The organism is Boseongicola sp. (genome assembly GCA_014075275.1).
Lineage (GTDB): Bacteria > Pseudomonadota > Alphaproteobacteria > Rhodobacterales > Rhodobacteraceae.
Genome location: CP046179.1, coordinates 2,456,120 through 2,476,298, shown reverse-complemented (window position 1 = coordinate 2,476,298; position 20,179 = coordinate 2,456,120). Strand labels below are relative to the sequence as shown.

The window sequence follows — 20,179 nt, the reverse complement described above, 5'->3', positions numbered from 1 at the left end:
TATGGCAAATGCTAAAGGCAAGATCACACAGGTGATTGGCGCTGTTGTCGACGTGCAATTTGACGACCATCTGCCCGAGATTTTGAACGCGCTGGAAACTGACAACAATGGCAACCGCCTGATCTTGGAAGTGGCCCAGCACCTTGGTGAGAACACTGTTCGCACCATCGCGATGGACGCGTCCGAAGGTCTGGTTCGCGGCGGCGAAGTGACCGATCTGGGCCAGCCGATTTCGGTGCCAGTGGGCAACGAAACACTGGGCCGCATCCTGAACGTTGTTGGCGATCCGGTTGATGAAAAAGGCGACGTTGGCGCAACTGCCCGCCGCCCGATCCACGGCGATGCTCCGGCATTTGAAGAGCAGTCGACCGAAACCGAAATTCTGACCACAGGTATCAAGGTTATCGACCTTCTGGCGCCTTACACGAAGGGCGGTAAAATCGGCCTCTTCGGTGGTGCTGGTGTGGGCAAAACGGTTCTGATCATGGAGCTGATCAACAACATCGCGAAGGTGCACTCTGGTGTGTCCGTGTTCGCCGGTGTTGGTGAGCGGACCCGTGAAGGCAACGACCTTTACCACGAGATGATCGAATCCGGCGTTATCGTTCCCGATAACCTGCCAGAGTCGAAAATCGCTCTGGTCTACGGCCAGATGAACGAGCCTCCGGGTGCGCGTATGCGGGTTGCCCTGTCCGGTCTGACACTGGCCGAGCAGTTCCGCGATGACACCGGTTCTGACGTTCTGTTCTTCGTCGACAACATCTTCCGCTTTACTCAAGCCGGTTCCGAGGTTTCGGCGTTGTTGGGTCGTATTCCTTCCGCTGTGGGCTATCAGCCGACACTGGCCACCGACATGGGCGCCATGCAGGAACGGATTTCGTCCACAAAGTCGGGCTCGATCACGTCCGTGCAAGCCGTTTATGTGCCTGCGGATGACCTGACCGACCCTGCACCGGCGACATCATTTGCCCACCTTGACGCGACAACGGTTCTTGACCGTGCGATCTCGGAAAAAGGCATCTATCCGGCTGTTGACCCGCTTGGTTCAACTTCGCGTCTTCTGGACCCGCTGGTTATCGGTGACGAGCACTACAAAGTTGCGACCGACGTTCAGCAGGTGCTTCAGCGCTATAAGTCGTTGCAGGACATCATCGCCATTCTCGGCATGGACGAGCTTAGCGAAGACGACAAACTGGCCGTGGCCCGCGCCCGTAAGATCGAGCGTTTCCTCAGCCAGCCGTTTGACGTGGCGAAAGTCTTCACAGGCTCTGACGGTGTTCAGGTGCCGCTGGAAGACACGATTTCTTCGTTCAAAGCGGTTGTTGCTGGCGAATACGACCACCTTCCCGAAGCAGCCTTCTACATGGTTGGCGGCATCGACGAAGTGATCGCAAAAGCCGAACGTCTGGCTGCCGAAGCAGCTTAATAACGATGGCGTTCGCGCCCCGGGCTTGATCCGGGGCCTCTCGCCGACGACGAAAAGAGGTCCCGGGTCCGGCCCGGGACGGGTGATCAAACAAGGGGCCGATTATGGCTGACACGATGCAATTCGATCTGGTTTCCCCCGAGCGCCGTCTGGTCTCGGGTCAGGCCACGGCTGTTCAGATCCCGGGCGCTGATGGCGACATGACGGCAATGCCCGATCATGCGCCACTGGTCACTACCCTGCGCCCCGGTATCCTGACGGTTAAAATGGATGGCGGCAGCCAGGAATTCGCCGTTACCGGTGGTTTCGCCCAGATCTCGGGCGAGGGCACTACAGTATTGGCCGAGGAAGCCCTGCCTAAAGCAGAAGTCACAGCGGAGTTCCTGGACGAACGCGTCGCCAAAGCCACAGCTGCTCGTGATGCGGCTGAGGGTTCGGCGGTCGATATGGCATCCAAGCTGGTTGCTGATCTGGAAGCGCTCCGCGCTGCCGTCTGATCTCTAAAAGGCGGGTCTCGGACCGTCACTGCCAAATAATAAGGCTCCCGGTAGGGAGCCTTCTTTGATTTTGACGGCCGCGGAAATTCTTACGCGATTTCAGTTTTGACAGGTAAGATCATTTCACATGTCGGACCAGTTTTTGGGGGAATAATCTGCTTTTCTTCGCAATCTCTCGACCAGATGGAAATCAACCCCGATAAGAACCTGATCATGTCTTTGCCCAACGTTGTACTGAACTTGATGTTCGACCTGCCCTTCAACTTGTGGTGACAGCGTCGCTGTGGTTCTACAAACAGAACTGGGGCACCGACGCAATAATACAGTCTCAGAAATTCAGACTGGCCGCGCGAGATTTTCGGCCAAGTCCGGCTTGAGATTGGAGGCGATAATTTGACCGAATTTGTCTCGGCCACGTTGACCGGTATTACTTTGGGACTTGCCGCTGGTTTGGCGCCAGGCCCCTTAATGACCTTAGCGATCACCCAAACTATGCGTCATGGCCTTAAGGAGGGATTGTTGGTTGCAGCGGCTCCGCTTGTAACTGATGTACCCATTGTATTAGCGCTATTTTTTGTACTTCGGGAGCTTTCCGGCCAATTGCTTGGAGCACTCTCGATGGTTGGAGCGCTTTACGCTCTCTTCTTGGCTTACGAAACGGCCAAAGCGAACTCTGTCGGGGAAATCGATTCAGAAACTGCACCGGCGTCCTTGAAAAAGGGAGTGCTTGTCAATTTCCTTAGTCCGCACCCTTACCTGTTCTGGATTACAGTAGGCATACCTTACGTGCTGTCAGCGAACGAAAAGTCGGCCTTGGCCCCTTGGGGTTTCATAGCCGGTTTTTATCTTCTTCTCGTTGGTTCCAAAGCAGGTGTCGCGGTCTTGACCGGACGGTACCGAAGCCTGTTAACTGGTCAGGCTTACCCGTATGTTATGCGTGGCCTCGCGATTGCGTTGGTCGTTTTTGCATTCCTTCTTTTCCGTGAAGGCTTGCATCTGGTATCCGTCAGCGAACATTGATCGGCCTGGGTCCAAAGCGGTCAGGCGGAGTCGCCGCTTTTTGCGTTAGTTCAAGGCTTCGATGATTTTGTCAGCCAGCAGGTCAGGCTGATCGACGCTGACCCAATGGGTGGCATTGTCCAGAACGATCCGAGCCATTTGGCTTTTTTCCAGCCAGCGGAGTGTGCTATCTGGGCAGTTTTGCGTACTGTAAATGTAAGTCACTTTGGCTGCATTTTCCAAGATTTCGCCGGGCACGTGTTCTGAAGAAAACCGGCGTGCGTCCGTGCCAAGTTGCCACAACGCTAATGCGTCGGCTTTTGAGACTTCTTCGCGATAACGTCGAATGATGGGTTCGGTTCGACCCATTTCGTCCAGCCGCCCTAGAAATCCTGTGCGAAAGGAAAGCGGGTTGTCATGATCTGCGGCCGTCCCCGAAAAATAGGCATCCTCGGCCGTAATATTCCCTTCCAGGGAAATAATGGTGTTTAGCGGACTGTCCGGGTTTTGGGCAGCAAGTGTTGCAATGATCGAAGCCACGGAATGAGCAACGATGATTTCCGAACCGGTTTCCTTCGCCTTATCGACCACAACCTGCGCCAAATTCCTCAAGGTTGCTTCCGTGTCTAATGGTGGTGCGCCAAATCCCGGCAGATCCAAGGGTACCAAACGATAGTCATCAGCCAGATGGGTTCTGGCCAGGCCGTCAAACATGCTCGCGTTGTCGCCAAAGCCAGCGATAAGAATGATAGACGGCCGCGTGTCGTTGCGATGACCAGAGGACAAATTCGATGCGGCTTTAACCATGGTGTTTCCCTCGTTAAATCTTAGGCGGAGCCTAGAACAATTGATGTATTCCGTCACTTTGGCGTCAAAGCCGATTTTGTATGGCGCGCAGGCTCAAATCGCACACACCACATCTTGTGGCAGGTTTGCTGCGCATTCTTTTCGCACCGACACGATACCGACGTGATACAGACACTCGACTTCGCTCATTCACTCAATAAAACAGGGCGCGAGGGTAAAACGCCCCTCTTTGCACGTCGGTGGCATCGAACCTTGTGGTAAGACCTTGTTAACGGGATGTGATCAAAGCGCAACGCCAGCAAGCGCCGGTCGTTCAAACGCCCTCATTTCGTCAGATTTAGCTTTCATACCCGGGCCCCAGACTGTGCAAGAAAACCTGCGGAATTAGGGGATATTGACGATATGTTGAATTTGGGATCGCTGCTGAAAGGACGCCGCGCGACCGGCGATGCTACTTTCAAAAGCCGCAAAAAAGACAAGGCCATCATCCATCAATCGGTGCCTGAAGAAGTTCTGCGCACAGGTGACGAACCCGCCGGACCAGCAGATATGTCGTGGATGGACAGCATGCCGGTGCGTGATGATCCAACCCCATCGCCATCTCCCGCTGACACAACTATTGCCAAGGAAAACCAGCCAGTTACGGCTGCCAAGCCTGTGACGCGCCCTTCTGGTTCTGCGAAACCTACAGCCCCAAAACCAGTGGTTTCAGAGCCTTTGAATACCGATCTGAAGGCCCCATTTGTCCTGAAATCCGCCAATCCCCCCGCGACCGAACGACCGCAGTTTCCATGCGGCTGGCTTGTGGTTGTTGAAGGTCCAGGCGTCGGCAACTGGTTTGTGCTGGAACGCGGTGTCAGCCATATCGGTAGCGGTGACGGCCAGACAGTTCAGCTTGGATTTGGCGACAGCTCAGTCGCGCCCGAGTGCCATGCCCAACTGGAATTTGACGAAGCCCGTCACGCGTTCAGTCTGGATGGCGAAGCCTCGGCGGGCATTCGACTGAACGGCATTGTCACAACATCCAAATCGGTATTGCGCGATGGCGACGTGATCACACTTGGTGGTACCAGCCTGCGACTAGCCGCGCTGTGCACATCGAATTTCAATTGGAGTTCAAGCGATTAGGTGGGCCAGCACCGGAATTATCCTGGCGGCGTGACACTGAGAAGCGTTGATACCAGCGCCGCCTGACTTCTTGCGCCAGTCTTGTCGAACACACGCGTCAAATGGGTTTTCGCAGTGCTGCGGCTGACATTCAGTTTGCTGGCAATCTGACCCAAATCCAAACCCTGCAACACCAATCCCGCAAGTTGCGTTTGCGCGGGCGAGAGCCCGAACATCTCTGAAGCCTGATCGATACGCAGTGCTTCATTGCGCTGGTCGCGGAACGTTACCAAAATCCCGCCGTCCTGGATCGAGACCCAGACGATATGCTGTCCATCCGCGCTATCGCCTTTCAGCACCACAGGGTCAGCCAATCGACCACGAGGATTGGCAAGAGAAGGGCGCCGATCCATGACAGTTAGGTCGGTCACATCGGCAATGGTTTGGCGCATGAGCTTCTCGTCGGATGGATAACGACCGCGCAGATATGCTCCGCTTTTGGTCAGTGCCGGATGGGTGGGCAGTTCATTGCGCGCAGCGTCGTTCATCCATTCGATTCGCGCCTTTTCGTCAATCCGAATGACGGGAAAATCCATATATGCCAAGCTGGTATCGCCGTGGCCCGCCATGACAATTTTCCAAAGGTTGCTGTGCTTTTCAAGGATGCGGACCTGATGGCTAAGGCCAATAGTGACCAGGGTATCCGTTGTGGGTTCGCCATATTGATCGAACGAGACCCAAGCCATTTCCGCGGTTATGTGCACTGATATATTTGCGCGGCACATCGCCTTTGCAGCCTCGGGGTTTGGCGTTGGGTAACGCTTCATAAACTCGACTGTGCTGGCACTCATCCGTTCCCAACCTTCAGAGTACTCCATTAGGCCGCCCATAAGTGCGCCCAACCGCCGAACCTTTGCATCATGTAACCAGCATTCTGCCCAGGTCGCGTAGTCGCGGCAAAAGAACGCCGTGGTTTCGCGTTCGATCAAGTCCAGAACTTCTTGCTCTTCGCAATTTAAATGGGAGGCGGACTTTGTTTGCGGTGGTTTCGACATATCCACCAACGTTAACTTATCCTTACGCTTCTGCGAAGGAGTAAGGGCCATGCAAGCGTTCTGGTGGTCAATGACAGCGATTTAACGATTGATTTGAACTGTCTAAGTCCGGGCACCGGTGTCGCCATTTCTGCATAGAAATCGTCTTCGGAAGTTGATCTTTGAGGTCTGTTAAGGTGCTGGCTTGCCAGAATTTGAGAATAATCCATTGGGTGTTCTCCTGCTAATTTATTGACGCCATCTGGGTCGTGTCAGTTGTTGAAGCTGCAACAAACTTAGCGGCTCTAGCGAGCGAGGTTTGTCGGACAGATGGGCGACAAGATCGAATTTCTTGGGGGATTTAATGCGCCGATGTCTTTGAGCATGGTGCTGCGCGGCAGTGCTTGCTAATCTTTTGGTATTACTTCTTCAGCGGAGCTTTCCCATGTCATTTACCATCGCCACCTGGAACATTAACTCGGTTCGGTTGCGTGAAGAATTGGTTCTGAAACTGCTTCGTGACGAAGGCCCGGATGTCCTGTGTCTGCAGGAATGCAAGTCACCAATAGAGAAAATTCCGACCGAGGGGTTTGCGGCAATGGGATACCCCCACATGGTTGCCCGTGGCCAAAAGGGGTACAACGGTGTTGCGATCCTGTCTAAACTGCCGATAGAAGATGCCGGAGGCGAGGATTACGTGGCGCTGAACCATGCCCGCCACGTCGCCGCGCGACTGGAAAACGGCATTACGATCAATAACTTTTACGTTCCGGCCGGTGGAGATATCCCAGATCGGGAGAAGAACGTGAAGTTCGGTCAGAAATTGGATTACTTGACGGAAATGCGGGATGCCTTTCATGCGAATGCACCAAAGAAGTCCATTTTGGTCGGGGATCTGAACATTGCCCCGCGCGAAGACGATGTTTGGGATCACAAGAAACTGCTGAAGATCGTTAGCCACACCCCGGTCGAAGTCGAAGCCCTGGCCGAGACGCAAAATGCAGGAAACTGGGTGGATGTCACCCGCAAGGACATCCCCGACGGGCAACTTTACAGCTGGTGGTCATACCGGTCGCCAGACTGGGATAATGCCGATAAGGGGCGGCGTCTGGATCACATCTGGGCAACCCCTGATATCGTCAACGCATCGCACCAAAGCCGGGTGTTGCGCGCTGTCCGCGGTTGGGAAAAACCCAGCGATCACGCTCCGGTTTTCGCCACATTCGATTTATAGGAGACGGCGGACGAAGGAGACGACATGGGACAATTGACGCGCCGCGCTGCCCTGTTGACCGGTGGCATATTGCTGGGTGGGTTTGCTGGTTACAAACTCTCGCCCAAAATCCCTTCGATGGGTGGAACAGCCTCGCTGCAGCCCACTGGCGCAGAAGGCACATTGAATGACGCCAGTCTGCTGAACGAAACACCAATTTTTCGGCACATTACTGTTCGTGAGAACCCCGGTGCGAACGTTGTGCGACGCATTCGAAACCTGATCAACGAAGCGAAAGACGCCGGTCGGCCTTTCAACGTTGGCGCGGCACGTCATTCGATGGGGGAGCATGCCATTCCTGGCGGCGGCGATGCGATCACATTCGAAAATGGCTTTTTCGAACTTGACCGACAAACCCAAACTTATCGCGCCCATGCCGGAGCAAGGTGGAGCCAAATCATCGCGGGTTTAGACCCGATGGGTTTCGGACCCAAGGTCATGCAATCCAACAATGATTTCGGCGTGGCAGCGACATTTTGTGTGAATGCGCATGGGTGGCCGGCACCGCACGGGCCCATGGGCTCGACGGTGAAATCCATTGTCATGGTGCGCCCAGATGGCGAAGTGGTTCGCTGCTCGCGCACCGAGAATGCACCTCTGTTTTTCCTGACTATGGGCGGATACGGACTAACGGGAGCCATCGTCGAAGTCCAAGTCGAGGCGGCGCCGAACGTTAACCTTGAACCCGCTTTTCAGACGGTTCCAGCGGCGGATTTTGCCAAGTTCTTTGTTGGAACGATCGAAGGCGGCAACGTGAACATGGCCTACGGTCGGTTGAATGTGGACCGCGAAACGTTCTTCGAAGATGCTTTGATGATCACCTATCGCGAAGCAGCGGACCAATCCGAAATACCCCCGGCGGCGGGGTCTGGAGCGCTAAGCCAGATCTCGCGATATGTGTTCCGCGCACAGCTGCACAATGAGATTGCCAAAGATTTGCGGTGGGGTTTCGAAACAGGATTGGGGCCAATGATCGGTGGTGGCCCCGTCACACGAAACTCTCTGATAAATGAGCCGGTGGTGACGCTGGATGACCACGATCCGACCCGAACTGACATTTTGCACGAATATTTTGTTCCGCCCGGACGATTTGCCGACTTTGTGACGGCCTGCCAAGACATCATTCCCAAAAGCTATCAGGAATTATTGAACATCACCCTGCGCTATGTTGGGGCTGACGAAGAAAGCGTCTTATCCTATGCGCCGGTGCCTAGAATTGCCGCTGTGATGTTGTTCAGTCAGGAAATGACCCAACGCGCCGAGGCCGATCACAAGCGCATGACACAAGCCCTAATCGAGCGCGTGCTTGATTTGGGAGGCACTTACTATCTACCATACCGACCACATGCTACGCAGGAACAGTTTCTGCGCGCCTATCCGAAAGCGGTCGAATTTGCTGCCGAAAAACGGTTCTATGACCCTGAATTGACGTTTAGAAATGGATTTTGGGACACCTATCTGAAAGACCTGTAATGTCCGTGCATCGTAAGATTTCTTTTGGGTACTTTGTTGTTTTGCTGGGCGCGGCGGCGCTGAACTACATTCCCGGTGTTACAGACGCCGACGGTGTGGCCTTCGGAATATTCGCGCTGGATATATTTGACGATGCCCTTCATGCTGCTTCGGCAGCCTGGGCGCTGGTTGCTGCATTGGTGTCGACCCGAGCGGCCAAAATGTTTCTGCTGATATTTGGGGCGTTGTATCTGGGCGACGGGGTGCTGGGGTTGATAACTGGCTCAGGGTATCTTGATTTTGGCATTTTCAACTACGGCATTCAGGATTTGCCGTTCGGATTTAAGATTTTGGCGAACCTTCCGCATATCGGGTTGGGTGGGGTTGCCCTGTTCAGCGGAGTTTTTTTAGGACGTGAGTAATGTATTGGACATGGTGGATTGTTAAACGGGCGGTCTTTGCCCTTTTGGTGTTTGTTGGCGTATTGTTGGTTCCGGTCGGGTATACCGAACTGTCTTGTCAGGGGTCGTTAACGGAAGAAACTTATGATCCGTTGATTGTAGATCCTGCCTGGCAGAGAGCTGAAAGCCGCACGTTACTGACATACCCCGAGTGGCACATTGTGCACGCTTACGATGATTATGCGCGTGTGATCCGTGATGGCGACCCGCATGAGTTTGCGTATCTGCCCGCAGTTGTCGGGTTTTGGTCGGCGCTTTGCCCTCTATCTGTGCAGGCTGCTGAGATGGGTGGCATTTCCGGGGATACTAAGGCAACGATCTATACAATCGGCGTCAGCTTCACGGCCGAGATGCTTTTGAAAGGTCTTTACGAAGAGACCGTTGGGCGTCTGGTCGCATGGGGTCGCGGGCCGGTCAAAACACCGTTGGACGGTCTGAGTGCATCGCAAGCTGCTGATTACGCAAAGTTTTTGCAGCAAACGCCGTGGTACAAGTATGATTTCGTATCTGACGCGCGCGAATTGTCTGCAACTGCAACACCATTGTTTCGCGACCGCGAACGTTGGTTGGCACTGAGTGTCGAATACAGGGGAAAAGCTCTTTACGGTGGCGTGATCGAAAAAGCCGTGGCCAACGTAGGCGCGGATGCACTTCGGATGCGGTCAGTTGTAACTGGAATTGATGCCGAAGCTCTTGCAAAAGTAACGGGAGTTCAAGTCATAGATGTAACCCCCAATGGCATCTTGATCGAAACAGACCGCTACCGGGCTTTTACCAATCTGTTGCGAAGGTTGGCCCGTCTGGGAGTGCAGTTCGAGGAAATTTCCGGGAACGACGAGATTCTATTCACGGCGATTTCGGACGGGGACACCGAAGAAGGTGCCATTCACAGTTTCACGCGACAGGGGTATTGGGATTATCGGCATCTGATCCTTGTTCCGGTCACTGAGTTGACTGAGCGTATTCGAAATCTGGATGGGCTTCGACTGGAACACGTCCATGACTACTAGGCGCGCTCTGGCCGCAGTGTCGGTCGTGTTGGTTGCCTGGATTGCTATCATGGCAGGAGTTATGCGGTATTCGGATGTGGCTCCTGCAGCTGTAGCCTTGTTCCCGACTGCATCGATGCTGGAAAGCCTGAAGGAAGGCACAGGCATATTGGGTTTGAACCGTTTGGCGCTGACGGTTGCCAATCGGCCGGGCATGGCGTCCGAGCTTTATGCCGGTGGCGCTTGGCTTGTGCTGCCAGCTGGACTGACTGGATGCTTGCCGTTGTCGAAGGCTCAGCGCAGCCAGCTTTGATACGTTGGATCGCTGTCTTTCCTGTCTTCATAAAGCCATACCATCCGATCCACGAACCAGACTTTCGGCAGAACCGTCAGGATTGCGCCAATAAGCGTCCATTCAAAATCCAAGGTCCAAAGACCCCAGATTAACGGCGGAATGCCAATGGCCGAGGCAAACCCCAAAACATAGGCCCATCGCAAGTGATGTTGCGGTATTGGAATGGTTTTTCGATTTAGAAATATCCGTTCCCCGAATGTGCCCTTTGAGGCCCAGTTATCGGTTGAAGCGGGCACCGGGAAGGCCCGGGGATTCCACCAAATCCAAAGGCAAGCCAGCGCAATAGGGACCAGAGAATACCATCCGAACCAATCACGGCTCCAGATTGCCAGGATCAAGAGAGGTAGACAGGTGAATCGGGTCCAAACGCTCCAAGGGTTGGCATGACGTGCCCAAGTGGCGTCTTTCATCCCCATTGAGCGCTCAGTTGCGTCGAAAGCATCCATTTTGGCTTATTCTCCCTGGTGACCTCTTGGTCTTTTGAAATGTGATCGCATATAAGGCCCGACAACAAATATTTGGGGATGACAATGCTTGAACTCAATCCGACTGCCCCGGCTGCACCTGCGGGTGACCTGATCAAAGACAGCACCGAGGCCACCTTTATGGCCGATGTGGTTGAAGCCAGCCAGTCGGTTCCAATCGTTGTAGATTTCTGGGCGCCATGGTGCGGGCCCTGCCGCCAGTTGACGCCTGCTTTGGAAAAGGCGGTCACCGAAGCTGGTGGAAGTGTGAAACTGGTTAAGATCAATGTCGACGAAAGCCAGGCGATTGCCGCGCAGTTGCGCGTCCAGTCGATCCCGACGGTTTACGGATTTTGGCAAGGCCAACCTATCGATGGGTTTCAGGGCGCTGTGCCAGAGTCCGAATTGAAAGCTTTTATTGGGCGGCTGGTTGAGGCGGCGGGAGGTGAAGCAGACGGGGGCGGACTGGAAGAGGCTCTTGAAAGTGCCGAAGCCATGCTGACCGAAGGTGCAGCGAGCGATGCGGCGCAAGTGTTCGCGGCCATCCTGAGCGAAGATGCTAACAATGCCGTTGCCTATGCAGGTCTGGCGCGGGCGCACCTGGCACTGGATCAGGTGGATGAGGCGGAGGGTGTGTTACAAACCGCGCCCGAAGAGATTGCAGATGCACCAGAGATTGAAGCGGCGCGGGCGCAGATTGCTTTGGCACGTCAGGCGGCAGATGCTGGCCCGGTGGGCGAGTTGAGGGCGGCTGTCGATGCAAACCCAGATGACCTGCAGGCCCGTTTCGACTTGGCGCAGGCAATTCACGCTGCCGGTGATGCGGAATTGGCGGTAGATGAATTGCTTGAGTTGTTCCGACGCGATCGCGAGTGGAATGATGGTGCCGCCAAAGCGCAGCTGTTCACGATATTCGAGGCATTGAAGCCAAACGACCCGATTGTTTTGAACGGTCGCCGCAAATTGTCATCAATGATTTTCGCATAAGGCGGGGAGGCTTGTCTGATGTCGTTTAAGATGTCGATGTCTGATCTGCCTGATACCATTCCGGTTTTCCCCTTGCCGGGCGCTTTGTTGCTACCCCGTGCGCGATTGCCATTGCAGATTTTCGAGCCCAGGTATCTGGCGATGTTGGACGACGCTTTGAAAACGTCGCACCGGCTGATCGGGATGATTCAGCCGCGAGATAACGACGGTGCCGTTTTGCATGGCGTCGGTTGTGTCGGGCGGGTGCAATCATTCTCCGAAACCGATGATGGCCGGTATATGATTACTTTGATGGGGATTCCACGGTTTTCAGTGAATGAGGAAATCGAAGGATTTCAGCCCTATCGACGTTGCGATGTTCGTTGGACCAATTTTGAGCGCGATTTAGGAGGCGCAGAGCGGGATGCCGGGTTTGACCGGACACGGTTCTTTTCCCTGCTCGGGCGGTATTTTGAAGCCGAAGACTTGCAGACCGATTGGGAGTCTCTGAAAGAAGCGGATGACGAGTTGTTGTTGAATTCATTGTCGATGGTGTGCCCGTTCGATCCGGAAGATAAACAAGCTCTGTTGGAAGCAACCACTTTGTCCGAGCGTCGGGAGGTCCTGGTGACGTTGATCGAGTTCGAGCTTCGCAGCGGTGGTTCTGAGGAGACGTTGCAGTGACAGTGCCGAAGTTCGATCCGCGCATGTTGGAAGCCCTGGTTTGTCCGGAAACGGGAGCGAGATTGACGTATGAGGCCGAGGCCGATGAGTTGATCTCGAAAGCAGCGCATTTAGCCTATCCGATCCGCAATGGAATCCCGATCATGTTGGTGGATGAGGCCCGGAAACTGGACTGAAAATCGTCTCCTTCGGAGCCGATCCGGGGGGCTTTGCCCCCCTCGCTTCGCTCGTCCCCCAGAGTATTTTTTGCCAGAAAGAAGGGCTAGAGTGCGCGACCCCGGGCCAATCGCGGTAAATCTCCGGTGAGGCCGGCGGCTTCGCGAATGAGGCGGCGGCGCAAACCAGGCAAGGCATTGACGGCTCCGAGGCCCAGATCACGAGCAAGGCGAAGGATGCCGTTGTCGTTTGAAAATAAACGGTTAAACCCGTCTGTTGCCAAGGCGAGTGTAGCTGTGTCAAAGCGACGCCATTGGCTATATCTACTAAGCACCTGAGAACTGCCAATATCCTCGCCGCGTCGCCGCGCGTCGGTCAGCACTTCGGCAAGAGCCGCGACGTCTTTCAAGCCCGCATTCAGGCCCTGTCCGGCAATGGGGTGAACGCTGTGCGCAGCATCACCGACCAAAGCAACGCGATCTGCAACAAATGATTGTGCCAATGACAACGACAGCGGATAGGCAAATCGCTTTCCTGCCAAATCAATGTTGCCCAGAAAGTCGCCAAAGCGGGGGCGCAGCACCTGCAAGTATTCGTCATCGTTCATGCTTTGAATTGCAGTGGCTTGAGCAGAGGACTCGGTCCAGACGATGGACGAGCGATTTTCCCTTAAAGGCAGAATTGCCAGCGGCCCTGGCGGCATAAAGAACTGATGAGCCTTGCCGCCGTGAGGTTCTTCATGGGCTATTGCGCACACAAGGGCTGTCTGATCGTAACTCCAGCCGCTTCGGGCAATCTTGGCGCGGCTTGCGACGCCGCTGTTCTTTCCGTCACACCCAATGAGCAGCTGTGCGCGCAGGCGCTGGCCGTTTGAAAGGTCGACTGAAACTCCTGCGAGATCGGGTTGTTGATCAATGACCTGACACCCGTTGATCTGTTGGATACTGGCCAATTCGACCGTATTGAGAAGCGCCGGACGCAAGTGGCGATCTTCGACCATATACCCCATAGGCCCTTCTTCGATCTCGTTGTGATCAAAGGCTAAATGCAGCGGCGACGGGCCTTCGCCGGCGCGGCCGTCGGTGACGAGGATGTCCAGGATCGGTTGGCTCTGATCGCGGATCGTGGGCCAGATACCCAGCGCCTTCAAAACTCTCTGGGAACTTATGGATAGGGCATATCCACGCCCGTCGAACTCTTCCTGTGAACGGGTGGAAGTTGGAAGAGCATCGATGATAGTCACTTTGAACCCGGCAGAGCCAAGGGCGACGGCCAGGGTAGTGCCGTTTAACCCGCCACCCGTGACAATGATATCTGCATCACAGTTCATACGCTGAATTAGGGTGATCCGGGCAGGATTGTCCATGCGCCCTGGTGCCGCTAGGTTTTCAGGGCAATCAGAATTGGAGTGGGCTTTGGATTGGTGGCTTTGGGCGAGTGTTGGGGACCTGGGATGCGGGATTGCGGAAGGTGAGATTGATCCGGTGGCTCTGTGCGAAGTTTATCTTCGGGCGATAGATGAACATGAGCACCGTGATCGGATTTATGCGCGTGTGACGGCTGATCGCGCGCGCGCCGAATCAAAGGCGGCATCTGAAAGAGCACAGTCAGGCCAAAGGCTTTCCATAGTGGACGGTGTGCCGATCTCATGGAAAGACCTTTATGACACGGAGGGTGTCGCAACTGAGGCAGGGTCGGCCCTGTTGAAAGGTCGTGTGCCAAATCGTGATGCGGTCGTGTTGCAAGCGGCGAGCCAGGCGGGTCTAGTTTGCTTGGGCAAGACTCATATGACGGAATTGGCGTTTTCGGGTCTTGGTTATAATCCGATGACAGCCTCTCCGCCCTGTGTGAACGACTTTGAGGCCGTTTCTGGCGGTTCCTCATCCGGAGCTGCAACTTCGGTTGCTTTTGGATTGGCCGCGGCGGGCATTGGCTCGGACACCGGAGGATCGGTTCGGGCACCTTCTGCATGGAACGATCTTGTGGGGCTCAAAACCGTTGCGGGACGGTTATCTTTGGATGGTGTGGTCCCGCTTGCTGCCCGATTTGATACTGTTGGACCGCTTTGCAGGAACGTAGAGGACGCTGCCTTGTTGCTGGCGGCACTGGATCAAAGCAAGCTCGCGTCTTTGGATGGAGTTTCGCTGGAAGGTGTTAGGCTTGGTATCCTGATGACCTCGGCGTTTGAGAATATCGAGGATAAGCCTGAATCGGCATTCTACGGCGCGGTCGAACGGCTTCGTGCGGCGGGGGCTGTTGTGGAAGCCATTGAAATTCCATGTGTTGAGCACGCGCTGGCTTCGGCACCGAAATTGTTTGCGCCAGAGGCCTATGGGACCTGGAAACATAGGATTGAAGCTGAGCCGCAGGCCATGTTTGCCCCGGTTCGGGAACGGTTTCAGGCGGGCGAAGCTGTGTCTGGTCCCGATTTTGTTGCGGCATGGCAAGCGCTGGACCGGCTTCGTTTGGAATATGCCGAGGCGACGGCTGGTTTCGATGCGATCATCTTGCCAACGATCCCGATTTTGCCGCCGAAAATCGCTGATGTGGCGGCCGATGCGGGGCATTTTGCAACCAGAAACCTGCTTGCGCTGCAGAACACCCGAATTGGCAATCTGATGGGCTTAGCAGGACTGACGTTGCCAACCGGCGTTCCCTCGTGTGGAATCCTGTTCCAAGGACCAAAAGAAGAGCCGCTTTTGCGGATCGGGGCGGCTGCCGAGGCGGCATTGGCGGAATAGTCACATTTTTCGCGCGTGAATGGGAAAATTCGTCGCTTCGCTGTGGACCGGCGAGGCGAGTGTAGGCTACCTTATGGGAAACGGGGCGACATGACCCCGACATTGAGGCAGTTATGGTATTTCCCGAGCGGTTTTCGAACCTACCGGAATATGCGTTTCCGCGTTTGCGCGCGCTTCTGGACGTTCACGCGCCCGGTGGTAAAGTATTGCATATGACTATTGGCGAACCGCGGCACGCCTATCCCAGTTTTCTGAAAGACGTGATCGCCGCCAATACCGATGGATTCGGTAAGTATCCACCGAACGAAGGCACACCCGAGCTGCTTGGAGCTATTGCCGACTGGATTAAAGGACGGTTCGGCGCCGTGCTGCCCACGTCGCAGATCATGGCTTTGAATGGAACGCGCGAAGGGCTCTACAACGCTGTTATGGCGCTGTGTCCGGAAACAAAGAACGGCCGTAGGCCGGTAGTTCTAACGCCCAATCCGTTTTATCAGGTTTACGCTGTTGGCGCATTATCGGTTGGGGCCGAGCCGGTTTATGTCCCTTGCACGCGCGAAACAGGTTATTTGCCAGACTATCGGTCGTTGGATTCCGATCTGCTGGATCGCGTGGCAATTGCATTTTTGTGCTCGCCATCAAATCCGCAAGGCGCAGTAGCCGACGCGGACTATTGGCGTGATCTGCTGGAATTGGCCGAGAAGCACGATTTCAAAATTTTCGCAGATGAATGTTATTCGGAAGTTTGGCGCAATGCTCCGCCGGTGGACGGCTTGCAGATGGCAGCCGAAGTCGGCGCTGATCCTGAGCGGGTGACTGTCTTTCATTCGCTTTCGAAACGCTCGAATTTGCCGGGATTGAGGTCCGGATTTGTGGCCGGTGGCCCGGAAAGCGTCAAACGGATCAGAATTTTGCGGTCTTATTCAGGGGCACCTTTGCCGTTGCCATTGCAGCGTGCCGCCGAGGCGACCTGGCGTGATGAGGTCCATGTGGTCGCTAGTCGCGCGCGATATCAGGCGAAATATAAAATAGCGGATCGGGTTTTCGACGGCGTCGACGGATATGCGGGCCCCGCGGCTGGGTTTTTTCTGTGGTTGCCCGTCAATGACGGTGAAGAAGCTGCAATCAGGGTTTGGCAAGAGACAGGCGTAAGGGTTTTGCCCGGTGCTTATCTTGCAAGGGATGTGAACGGGGAAAACCCCGGCAAACGCTACATTCGCGTGGCGATGGTGGTTGAAGAAGACGAACTGGAACGCGGGCTAATTGCTCTGCGTGACAGTCTTTACAGGTAAGGAAGAGGTAGGCATGGCGTATCAGGCAAGGCATCGGGATCCGCTTTTCGACAGCGACACGCAGGCGATAATCGAGCGGCGTGGCAAAGAGCTTTTGGGTCTGACGTTGTTGGGACTTGCAGTGTTGTTTGCGCTGATACTTGGGTCTTACTCGCCAGACGACCCAAATTGGCTGAACGCAACTGATGTTCCCGCCCAAAACGTTTTGGGGCCGCTGGGAGCGGCGATTGCGTCGCCACTTTATGTAATTGCTGGATACGGCAGTTGGGCAATCTCGGTGATCTTTGGGGTATGGGGCATTCGTCTCCTTTTGCATTATGGTGAAGAGCGCGCCATGGCACGGCTGATATTTGCGCCCATTGGTGTGGCATTGGTGGCGGTTTATGCCTCTACGCATCTTCCCGGCGCAACTTGGGCGCATTCATTTGGGCTTGGTGGCTTGTTCGGGGATACAATCCTTGGTGCTGTGTTGGGTATCTTGCCAATGGCGCCTGGCGCAGGATTGAAGTTCTTGGCCGTTGGTTTGTTCGTTGGAACACTGGCCATCGGTGGCTTTGTACTTGGGTTTACCCGCGCTGAGCTTTGGATAGGCGTGCGTTACCTGGTTAGTGGTCTTATCCTGATTTACGCGACTTTGATGACGGCATTGGGCCGTGGTGCTGTTGGCAGTTGGCAGTTAGCGGTGGATGCACGGGCGCGCTCGAAGGAGCGACAATCGGAGCCCGAGATGTTGCCGGAAGTAGAGGCGTCTGAGGTGAACTCGGCAGTACTCCGGGCGACTCGGGCCTATCGTGAAAGCGGTCAGCCAGTGCGGAAACCGGGATTGCTGTCTCGATTGCCATCGTTGCGCCGCAAGCAGCCGGTTGAAGCAGAATTCGTCATTGAAGAAGATGTTCCACTGGATCGTGTAAGCGCGAAGATTGCCAATGCAGTACGTGGTCGAGTCCGCCGACCGGACATGCTGGACCGTGCTGAACCGCCGGTTCAAAGCGATGCGATGCCACGGGCGGCGATGCTGGACGAGAACGGAGACATCGCCGACTACGATGATCTGGCGTCCCGTGATATGCCCGAGCCTGAGCTTGTTGCTACGCCACATGAGCCTGGTGGAGGATTTGCGTCGTCGCGTATTGAGAGCCGTGATCCTGCGTCAGTAGTCCAGCATACGGCTCGAAAATCCTCGACATCGAAACGCGCCAAGGCCGAAGCACAACCACAACTGAATTTCGGCGGCGAAGCGGAAGCATTCGAGATCCCACCTCTTAGCTTGTTGGCCGATCCTGGCGTTATCGAACGCCATCACCTGTCTGACGAGGCGTTGGAAGAAAACGCCCGCATGTTAGAAAGTGTTTTGGACGACTACGGCGTCAAGGGTGAGATTGTCAGCGTTCGACCGGGGCCCGTAGTGACGATGTACGAATTGGAGCCGGCGCCGGGTTTGAAGGCCAGCCGAGTCATCGGTCTGTCGGACGACATCGCGCGTTCGATGTCTGCGTTGTCAGCCCGCGTTTCCACCGTGCCGGGACGGTCTGTCATTGGCATCGAATTGCCAAACGAGAACCGCGAAAAAGTTGTTCTGCGCGAGATCTTGTCAGGGCGTGACTATGGCGACGGCAACCACCGTTTGCCGCTGGCATTGGGCAAAAACATTGGCGGTGACCCTGTGGTGGCGAACCTCGCTAAGATGCCGCATCTGCTCATCGCCGGGACCACGGGTTCAGGTAAGTCGGTTGCCATCAACACAATGATCCTCAGCCTGCTTTACAAACTGACGCCGGACGAGTGCCGGTTGATCATGATTGACCCCAAGATGCTGGAGTTGAGTGTTTACGACGGTATTCCGCATCTTTTGTCACCGGTTGTAACCGACCCGAAAAAGGTTGTTGTCGCTTTAAAGTGGGTCGTTGGCGAAATGGAAGAACGCTATCGCAAGATGTCCAAAGTGGGCGTTCGCAACATCGAAGGATTCAATAGCCGTGTCCGGGACGCCACGAGCAAAGGCGAATTATTCAGCCGTACAGTGCAAACCGGTTTTGATGACGAAACCGGCGAACCAGTTTTCGAAACCGAGGAATTTGCTCCTGAGACCTTGCCCTACATCGTTGTTATCGTCGACGAGATGGCGGACCTGATGATGGTGGCCGGTAAGGAAATCGAGGCGTGCATTCAGCGGCTGGCCCAAATGGCGCGGGCCAGTGGAATTCACTTGATCATGGCGACGCAGCGTCCTTCTGTGGATGTCATCACAGGCACGATCAAAGCCAACTTCCCAACGCGGATTTCGTTCCAAGTAACCTCGAAGGTCGATAGTCGCACCATTCTGGGAGAGATGGGGGCCGAGCAACTTCTGGGCATGGGCGACATGCTGTATATGGCAGGAGGCGCGAAAATCACTCGGGTTCACGGCCCTTTCGTCAGTGACGAAGAAGTAGAGGAAATCGTGAACCACCTGAAGTCGTTTGGTGCGCCAGAATATGTATCCGGCGTGCAGGACGGCCCTGAAGATGGTGCCGAAAGCGATATCGACATGGTTCTTGGGCTGGGTGGTAATACCACAGGCGAAGACGCGCTCTATGACCAGGCAGTTGCCATTGTGATCAAAGACCGCAAGTGTTCGACGTCTTACATCCAACGGAAATTGGCGATTGGCTATAACAAAGCTGCGAGGCTGGTTGAGCAGATGGAAGACAACGGGTTGGTCAGTTCTGCCAACCATGTGGGAAAACGGGAAATTCTCGTGCCCGAACAAGGGTAAGCAGCACGGGCAAGTTTTTGCATGTCACGCGATTGATATTGTCTATCAGTGGCGCATGGTTCCTGATGCCCCTATATCGCATCTAGGTTACTAAACAGGATACTTCGCAATGAACCGTCGTGCCTTCCTTGCTTTTGGCGTTGCCGCTCCTTTTCTGGTACGCCCAGCCTTCGCTGACCAACTATCGTTGAATGCCCTTTCAGCCTATCTGAATAGCATTCAAACGGCTGAATCTGATTTTACCCAAGTTAACGACGACGGAACACTTGCCACCGGGAAGCTTTATCTTCGGCGGCCTGGGCGGATGCGGTTTGAATACAATCCACCAGAGGAATTGCTGGTGATCGCGGGCGGCAGTCAGATCGGGATTTTTGATGGTCGCTCGAACGTCGCCACGGCCGAACGATACCCGTTGCGGCGAACGCCTCTGAACTTAATCCTGGAGCGGAACGTCAACCTTGCTGCCCGCGAGATGGTTGTGGGACACGAGTTTGACGGCACGTCGACCACCATAATTGCCCAAGATCCTGAGCATCCGGAATACGGAACCATAGCCTTGAAATTCACCGATGGTCCGGTGGAACTGCGACAGTGGATCGTCACGGACGGGCAGGGCGCAAAGACCACCGTTATTCTTGGCGAACTGGTAAAAGGCGGCACGCTGCCTGCGCGGTTGTTCGATATCAACCGCGAGGAAACACGCCGTCAGGGGTAGACGAGC

Annotated in this window: 20 protein-coding genes; 16 read left to right on the top strand and 4 right to left on the bottom strand. The window is 55.1% G+C overall.

Annotated features, from left to right (window positions below):
• Position 1 precedes the first annotated feature (1 nt).
• From atpD to GKR98_12455, 3 genes are all read left to right on the top strand, one after another.
• Positions 2–1,426, top strand: coding sequence for a F0F1 ATP synthase subunit beta (atpD, locus tag GKR98_12465; GenBank protein QMU58931.1), 1,425 nt, complete (start codon positions 2–4; stop codon positions 1,424–1,426).
• A 104-nt stretch (positions 1,427–1,530) separates the two neighbouring features.
• Entirely contained in the window at positions 1,531–1,923 is a 393-nt protein-coding gene (locus GKR98_12460) for a F0F1 ATP synthase subunit epsilon (protein ID QMU58930.1), read from the top strand.
• A 393-nt stretch (positions 1,924–2,316) separates the two neighbouring features.
• The gene (locus tag GKR98_12455; protein ID QMU58929.1) at positions 2,317–2,943 is read left to right on the top strand and encodes a LysE family translocator; all 627 of its coding nucleotides are present in this window, start codon (positions 2,317–2,319) and stop codon (positions 2,941–2,943) included.
• A 45-nt stretch (positions 2,944–2,988) separates the two neighbouring features.
• Here GKR98_12455 and GKR98_12450 read toward each other — a convergent pair whose 3' ends face one another.
• A complete protein-coding gene (locus tag GKR98_12450; GenBank protein QMU58928.1) occupies positions 2,989–3,729 on the bottom strand; it encodes an alpha/beta fold hydrolase in 741 nt (246 codons plus the stop codon).
• Between the two features lie 402 nt (positions 3,730–4,131).
• On the opposite strand from GKR98_12450, the gene GKR98_12445 reads away from it, so the two are divergent.
• Complete coding sequence (locus tag GKR98_12445) at positions 4,132–4,857, top strand: hypothetical protein (protein ID QMU58927.1); 726 nt, start codon at positions 4,132–4,134, stop codon at positions 4,855–4,857.
• Positions 4,858–4,874: 17 nt separating this feature from the next.
• Here GKR98_12445 and GKR98_12440 read toward each other — a convergent pair whose 3' ends face one another.
• Entirely contained in the window at positions 4,875–5,942 is a 1,068-nt protein-coding gene (locus GKR98_12440) for a hypothetical protein (GenBank protein ID QMU58926.1), read from the bottom strand.
• A gap of 373 nt (positions 5,943–6,315) precedes the next feature.
• Between GKR98_12440 and GKR98_12435 the strand changes: the two genes are divergently transcribed.
• Genes GKR98_12435 through GKR98_12415 form a run of 5 tightly spaced genes read left to right on the top strand, consistent with a single transcriptional unit; the run spans position 6,316 to position 10,358 of the window.
• A complete protein-coding gene (locus tag GKR98_12435) occupies positions 6,316–7,104 on the top strand; it encodes an exodeoxyribonuclease III (GenBank protein ID QMU58925.1) in 789 nt (262 codons plus the stop codon).
• Between the two features lie 24 nt (positions 7,105–7,128).
• On the top strand, positions 7,129–8,616 hold the full coding sequence (locus tag GKR98_12430; GenBank protein QMU58924.1) for an FAD-binding protein: 1,488 nt from the start codon (positions 7,129–7,131) through the stop codon (positions 8,614–8,616).
• Positions 8,617–8,621: 5 nt separating this feature from the next.
• Positions 8,622–9,017, top strand: coding sequence for a hypothetical protein (locus tag GKR98_12425; GenBank protein ID QMU60093.1), 396 nt, complete (start codon positions 8,622–8,624; stop codon positions 9,015–9,017).
• Entirely contained in the window at positions 9,017–10,066 is a 1,050-nt protein-coding gene (locus tag GKR98_12420; GenBank protein ID QMU58923.1) for a hypothetical protein, read from the top strand. The genes GKR98_12425 and GKR98_12420 overlap by 1 nt, the downstream gene beginning before the upstream one ends.
• Before the next feature lie 49 nt (positions 10,067–10,115).
• Positions 10,116–10,358 carry a hypothetical protein gene (locus tag GKR98_12415; protein ID QMU60092.1) on the top strand — a complete coding sequence of 81 codons (243 nt, stop codon included), beginning with the start codon at positions 10,116–10,118 and terminating at the stop codon, positions 10,356–10,358.
• Here the strand turns inward: GKR98_12415 and GKR98_12410 are convergent.
• Positions 10,340–10,846 (bottom strand): hypothetical protein, encoded by a 507-nt coding sequence (locus tag GKR98_12410; protein QMU58922.1) that lies wholly within the window; start codon positions 10,844–10,846, stop codon positions 10,340–10,342. The genes GKR98_12415 and GKR98_12410 overlap by 19 nt on opposite strands.
• Before the next feature lie 84 nt (positions 10,847–10,930).
• Between GKR98_12410 and GKR98_12405 the strand changes: the two genes are divergently transcribed.
• Genes GKR98_12405 through GKR98_12395 form a run of 3 tightly spaced genes read left to right on the top strand, consistent with a single transcriptional unit; the run spans position 10,931 to position 12,690 of the window.
• On the top strand, positions 10,931–11,851 hold the full coding sequence (locus GKR98_12405; protein QMU58921.1) for a tetratricopeptide repeat protein: 921 nt from the start codon (positions 10,931–10,933) through the stop codon (positions 11,849–11,851).
• 30 nt (positions 11,852–11,881) lie between these two features.
• Positions 11,882–12,514 carry an ATP-dependent protease gene (locus tag GKR98_12400; protein ID QMU60091.1) on the top strand — a complete coding sequence of 211 codons (633 nt, stop codon included), beginning with the start codon at positions 11,882–11,884 and terminating at the stop codon, positions 12,512–12,514.
• Between the two features lie 23 nt (positions 12,515–12,537).
• The gene (locus GKR98_12395; protein QMU60090.1) at positions 12,538–12,690 is read left to right on the top strand and encodes a Trm112 family protein; all 153 of its coding nucleotides are present in this window, start codon (positions 12,538–12,540) and stop codon (positions 12,688–12,690) included.
• Positions 12,691–12,776: 86 nt separating this feature from the next.
• Here the strand turns inward: GKR98_12395 and GKR98_12390 are convergent, their stop codons facing one another.
• Positions 12,777–14,036: a 2-octaprenyl-6-methoxyphenyl hydroxylase gene (locus GKR98_12390; protein QMU58920.1), complete on the bottom strand. Its 1,260-nt coding sequence runs from the start codon at positions 14,034–14,036 to the stop codon at positions 12,777–12,779.
• On the opposite strand from GKR98_12390, the gene GKR98_12385 reads away from it, so the two are divergent.
• The 4 genes from GKR98_12385 (at position 14,035) to GKR98_12370 (ending at position 20,173) form a co-directional block, all read left to right on the top strand.
• A complete protein-coding gene (locus GKR98_12385) occupies positions 14,035–15,411 on the top strand; it encodes an amidase (protein QMU58919.1) in 1,377 nt (458 codons plus the stop codon). The genes GKR98_12390 and GKR98_12385 overlap by 2 nt on opposite strands.
• 113 nt (positions 15,412–15,524) lie before the next feature.
• Complete coding sequence (locus tag GKR98_12380) at positions 15,525–16,703, top strand: aminotransferase class I/II-fold pyridoxal phosphate-dependent enzyme (protein ID QMU58918.1); 1,179 nt, start codon at positions 15,525–15,527, stop codon at positions 16,701–16,703.
• A gap of 13 nt (positions 16,704–16,716) precedes the next feature.
• Positions 16,717–19,458 (top strand): DNA translocase FtsK, encoded by a 2,742-nt coding sequence (locus GKR98_12375; protein QMU58917.1) that lies wholly within the window; start codon positions 16,717–16,719, stop codon positions 19,456–19,458.
• Positions 19,459–19,567: 109 nt separating this feature from the next.
• Positions 19,568–20,173 (top strand): outer membrane lipoprotein carrier protein LolA, encoded by a 606-nt coding sequence (locus GKR98_12370; protein ID QMU58916.1) that lies wholly within the window; start codon positions 19,568–19,570, stop codon positions 20,171–20,173.
• Positions 20,174–20,179 lie beyond the last annotated feature (6 nt).

Excerpts from the sequence above, each read along its gene's own strand:
- GKR98_12435 (QMU58925.1), top strand. The coding sequence starts at position 6,316 with ATGTCATTTACCATCGCCACCTGGAACATTAACTCGGTTCGGTTGCGT.
- GKR98_12390 (QMU58920.1), bottom strand. The coding sequence starts at position 14,036 with ATGGACAATCCTGCCCGGATCACCCTAATTCAGCGTATGAACTGTGAT.
- GKR98_12450 (QMU58928.1), bottom strand. The coding sequence starts at position 3,729 with ATGGTTAAAGCCGCATCGAATTTGTCCTCTGGTCATCGCAACGACACG.
- GKR98_12460 (QMU58930.1), top strand. The coding sequence starts at position 1,531 with ATGGCTGACACGATGCAATTCGATCTGGTTTCCCCCGAGCGCCGTCTG.
- GKR98_12395 (QMU60090.1), top strand. The coding sequence starts at position 12,538 with ATGTTGGAAGCCCTGGTTTGTCCGGAAACGGGAGCGAGATTGACGTAT.
- atpD (QMU58931.1), top strand. The coding sequence starts at position 2 with ATGGCAAATGCTAAAGGCAAGATCACACAGGTGATTGGCGCTGTTGTC.
- GKR98_12445 (QMU58927.1), top strand. The coding sequence starts at position 4,132 with ATGTTGAATTTGGGATCGCTGCTGAAAGGACGCCGCGCGACCGGCGAT.
- GKR98_12370 (QMU58916.1), top strand. The coding sequence starts at position 19,568 with ATGAACCGTCGTGCCTTCCTTGCTTTTGGCGTTGCCGCTCCTTTTCTG.
- GKR98_12430 (QMU58924.1), top strand. The coding sequence starts at position 7,129 with ATGGGACAATTGACGCGCCGCGCTGCCCTGTTGACCGGTGGCATATTG.
- GKR98_12385 (QMU58919.1), top strand. The coding sequence starts at position 14,035 with ATGCGCCCTGGTGCCGCTAGGTTTTCAGGGCAATCAGAATTGGAGTGG.
- GKR98_12420 (QMU58923.1), top strand. The coding sequence starts at position 9,017 with ATGTATTGGACATGGTGGATTGTTAAACGGGCGGTCTTTGCCCTTTTG.
- GKR98_12375 (QMU58917.1), top strand. The coding sequence starts at position 16,717 with ATGGCGTATCAGGCAAGGCATCGGGATCCGCTTTTCGACAGCGACACG.
- GKR98_12410 (QMU58922.1), bottom strand. The coding sequence starts at position 10,846 with ATGGATGCTTTCGACGCAACTGAGCGCTCAATGGGGATGAAAGACGCC.
- GKR98_12380 (QMU58918.1), top strand. The coding sequence starts at position 15,525 with ATGGTATTTCCCGAGCGGTTTTCGAACCTACCGGAATATGCGTTTCCG.
- GKR98_12415 (QMU60092.1), top strand. The coding sequence starts at position 10,116 with ATGGCAGGAGTTATGCGGTATTCGGATGTGGCTCCTGCAGCTGTAGCC.
- GKR98_12400 (QMU60091.1), top strand. The coding sequence starts at position 11,882 with ATGTCGATGTCTGATCTGCCTGATACCATTCCGGTTTTCCCCTTGCCG.
- GKR98_12440 (QMU58926.1), bottom strand. The coding sequence starts at position 5,942 with ATGGCCCTTACTCCTTCGCAGAAGCGTAAGGATAAGTTAACGTTGGTG.
- GKR98_12405 (QMU58921.1), top strand. The coding sequence starts at position 10,931 with ATGCTTGAACTCAATCCGACTGCCCCGGCTGCACCTGCGGGTGACCTG.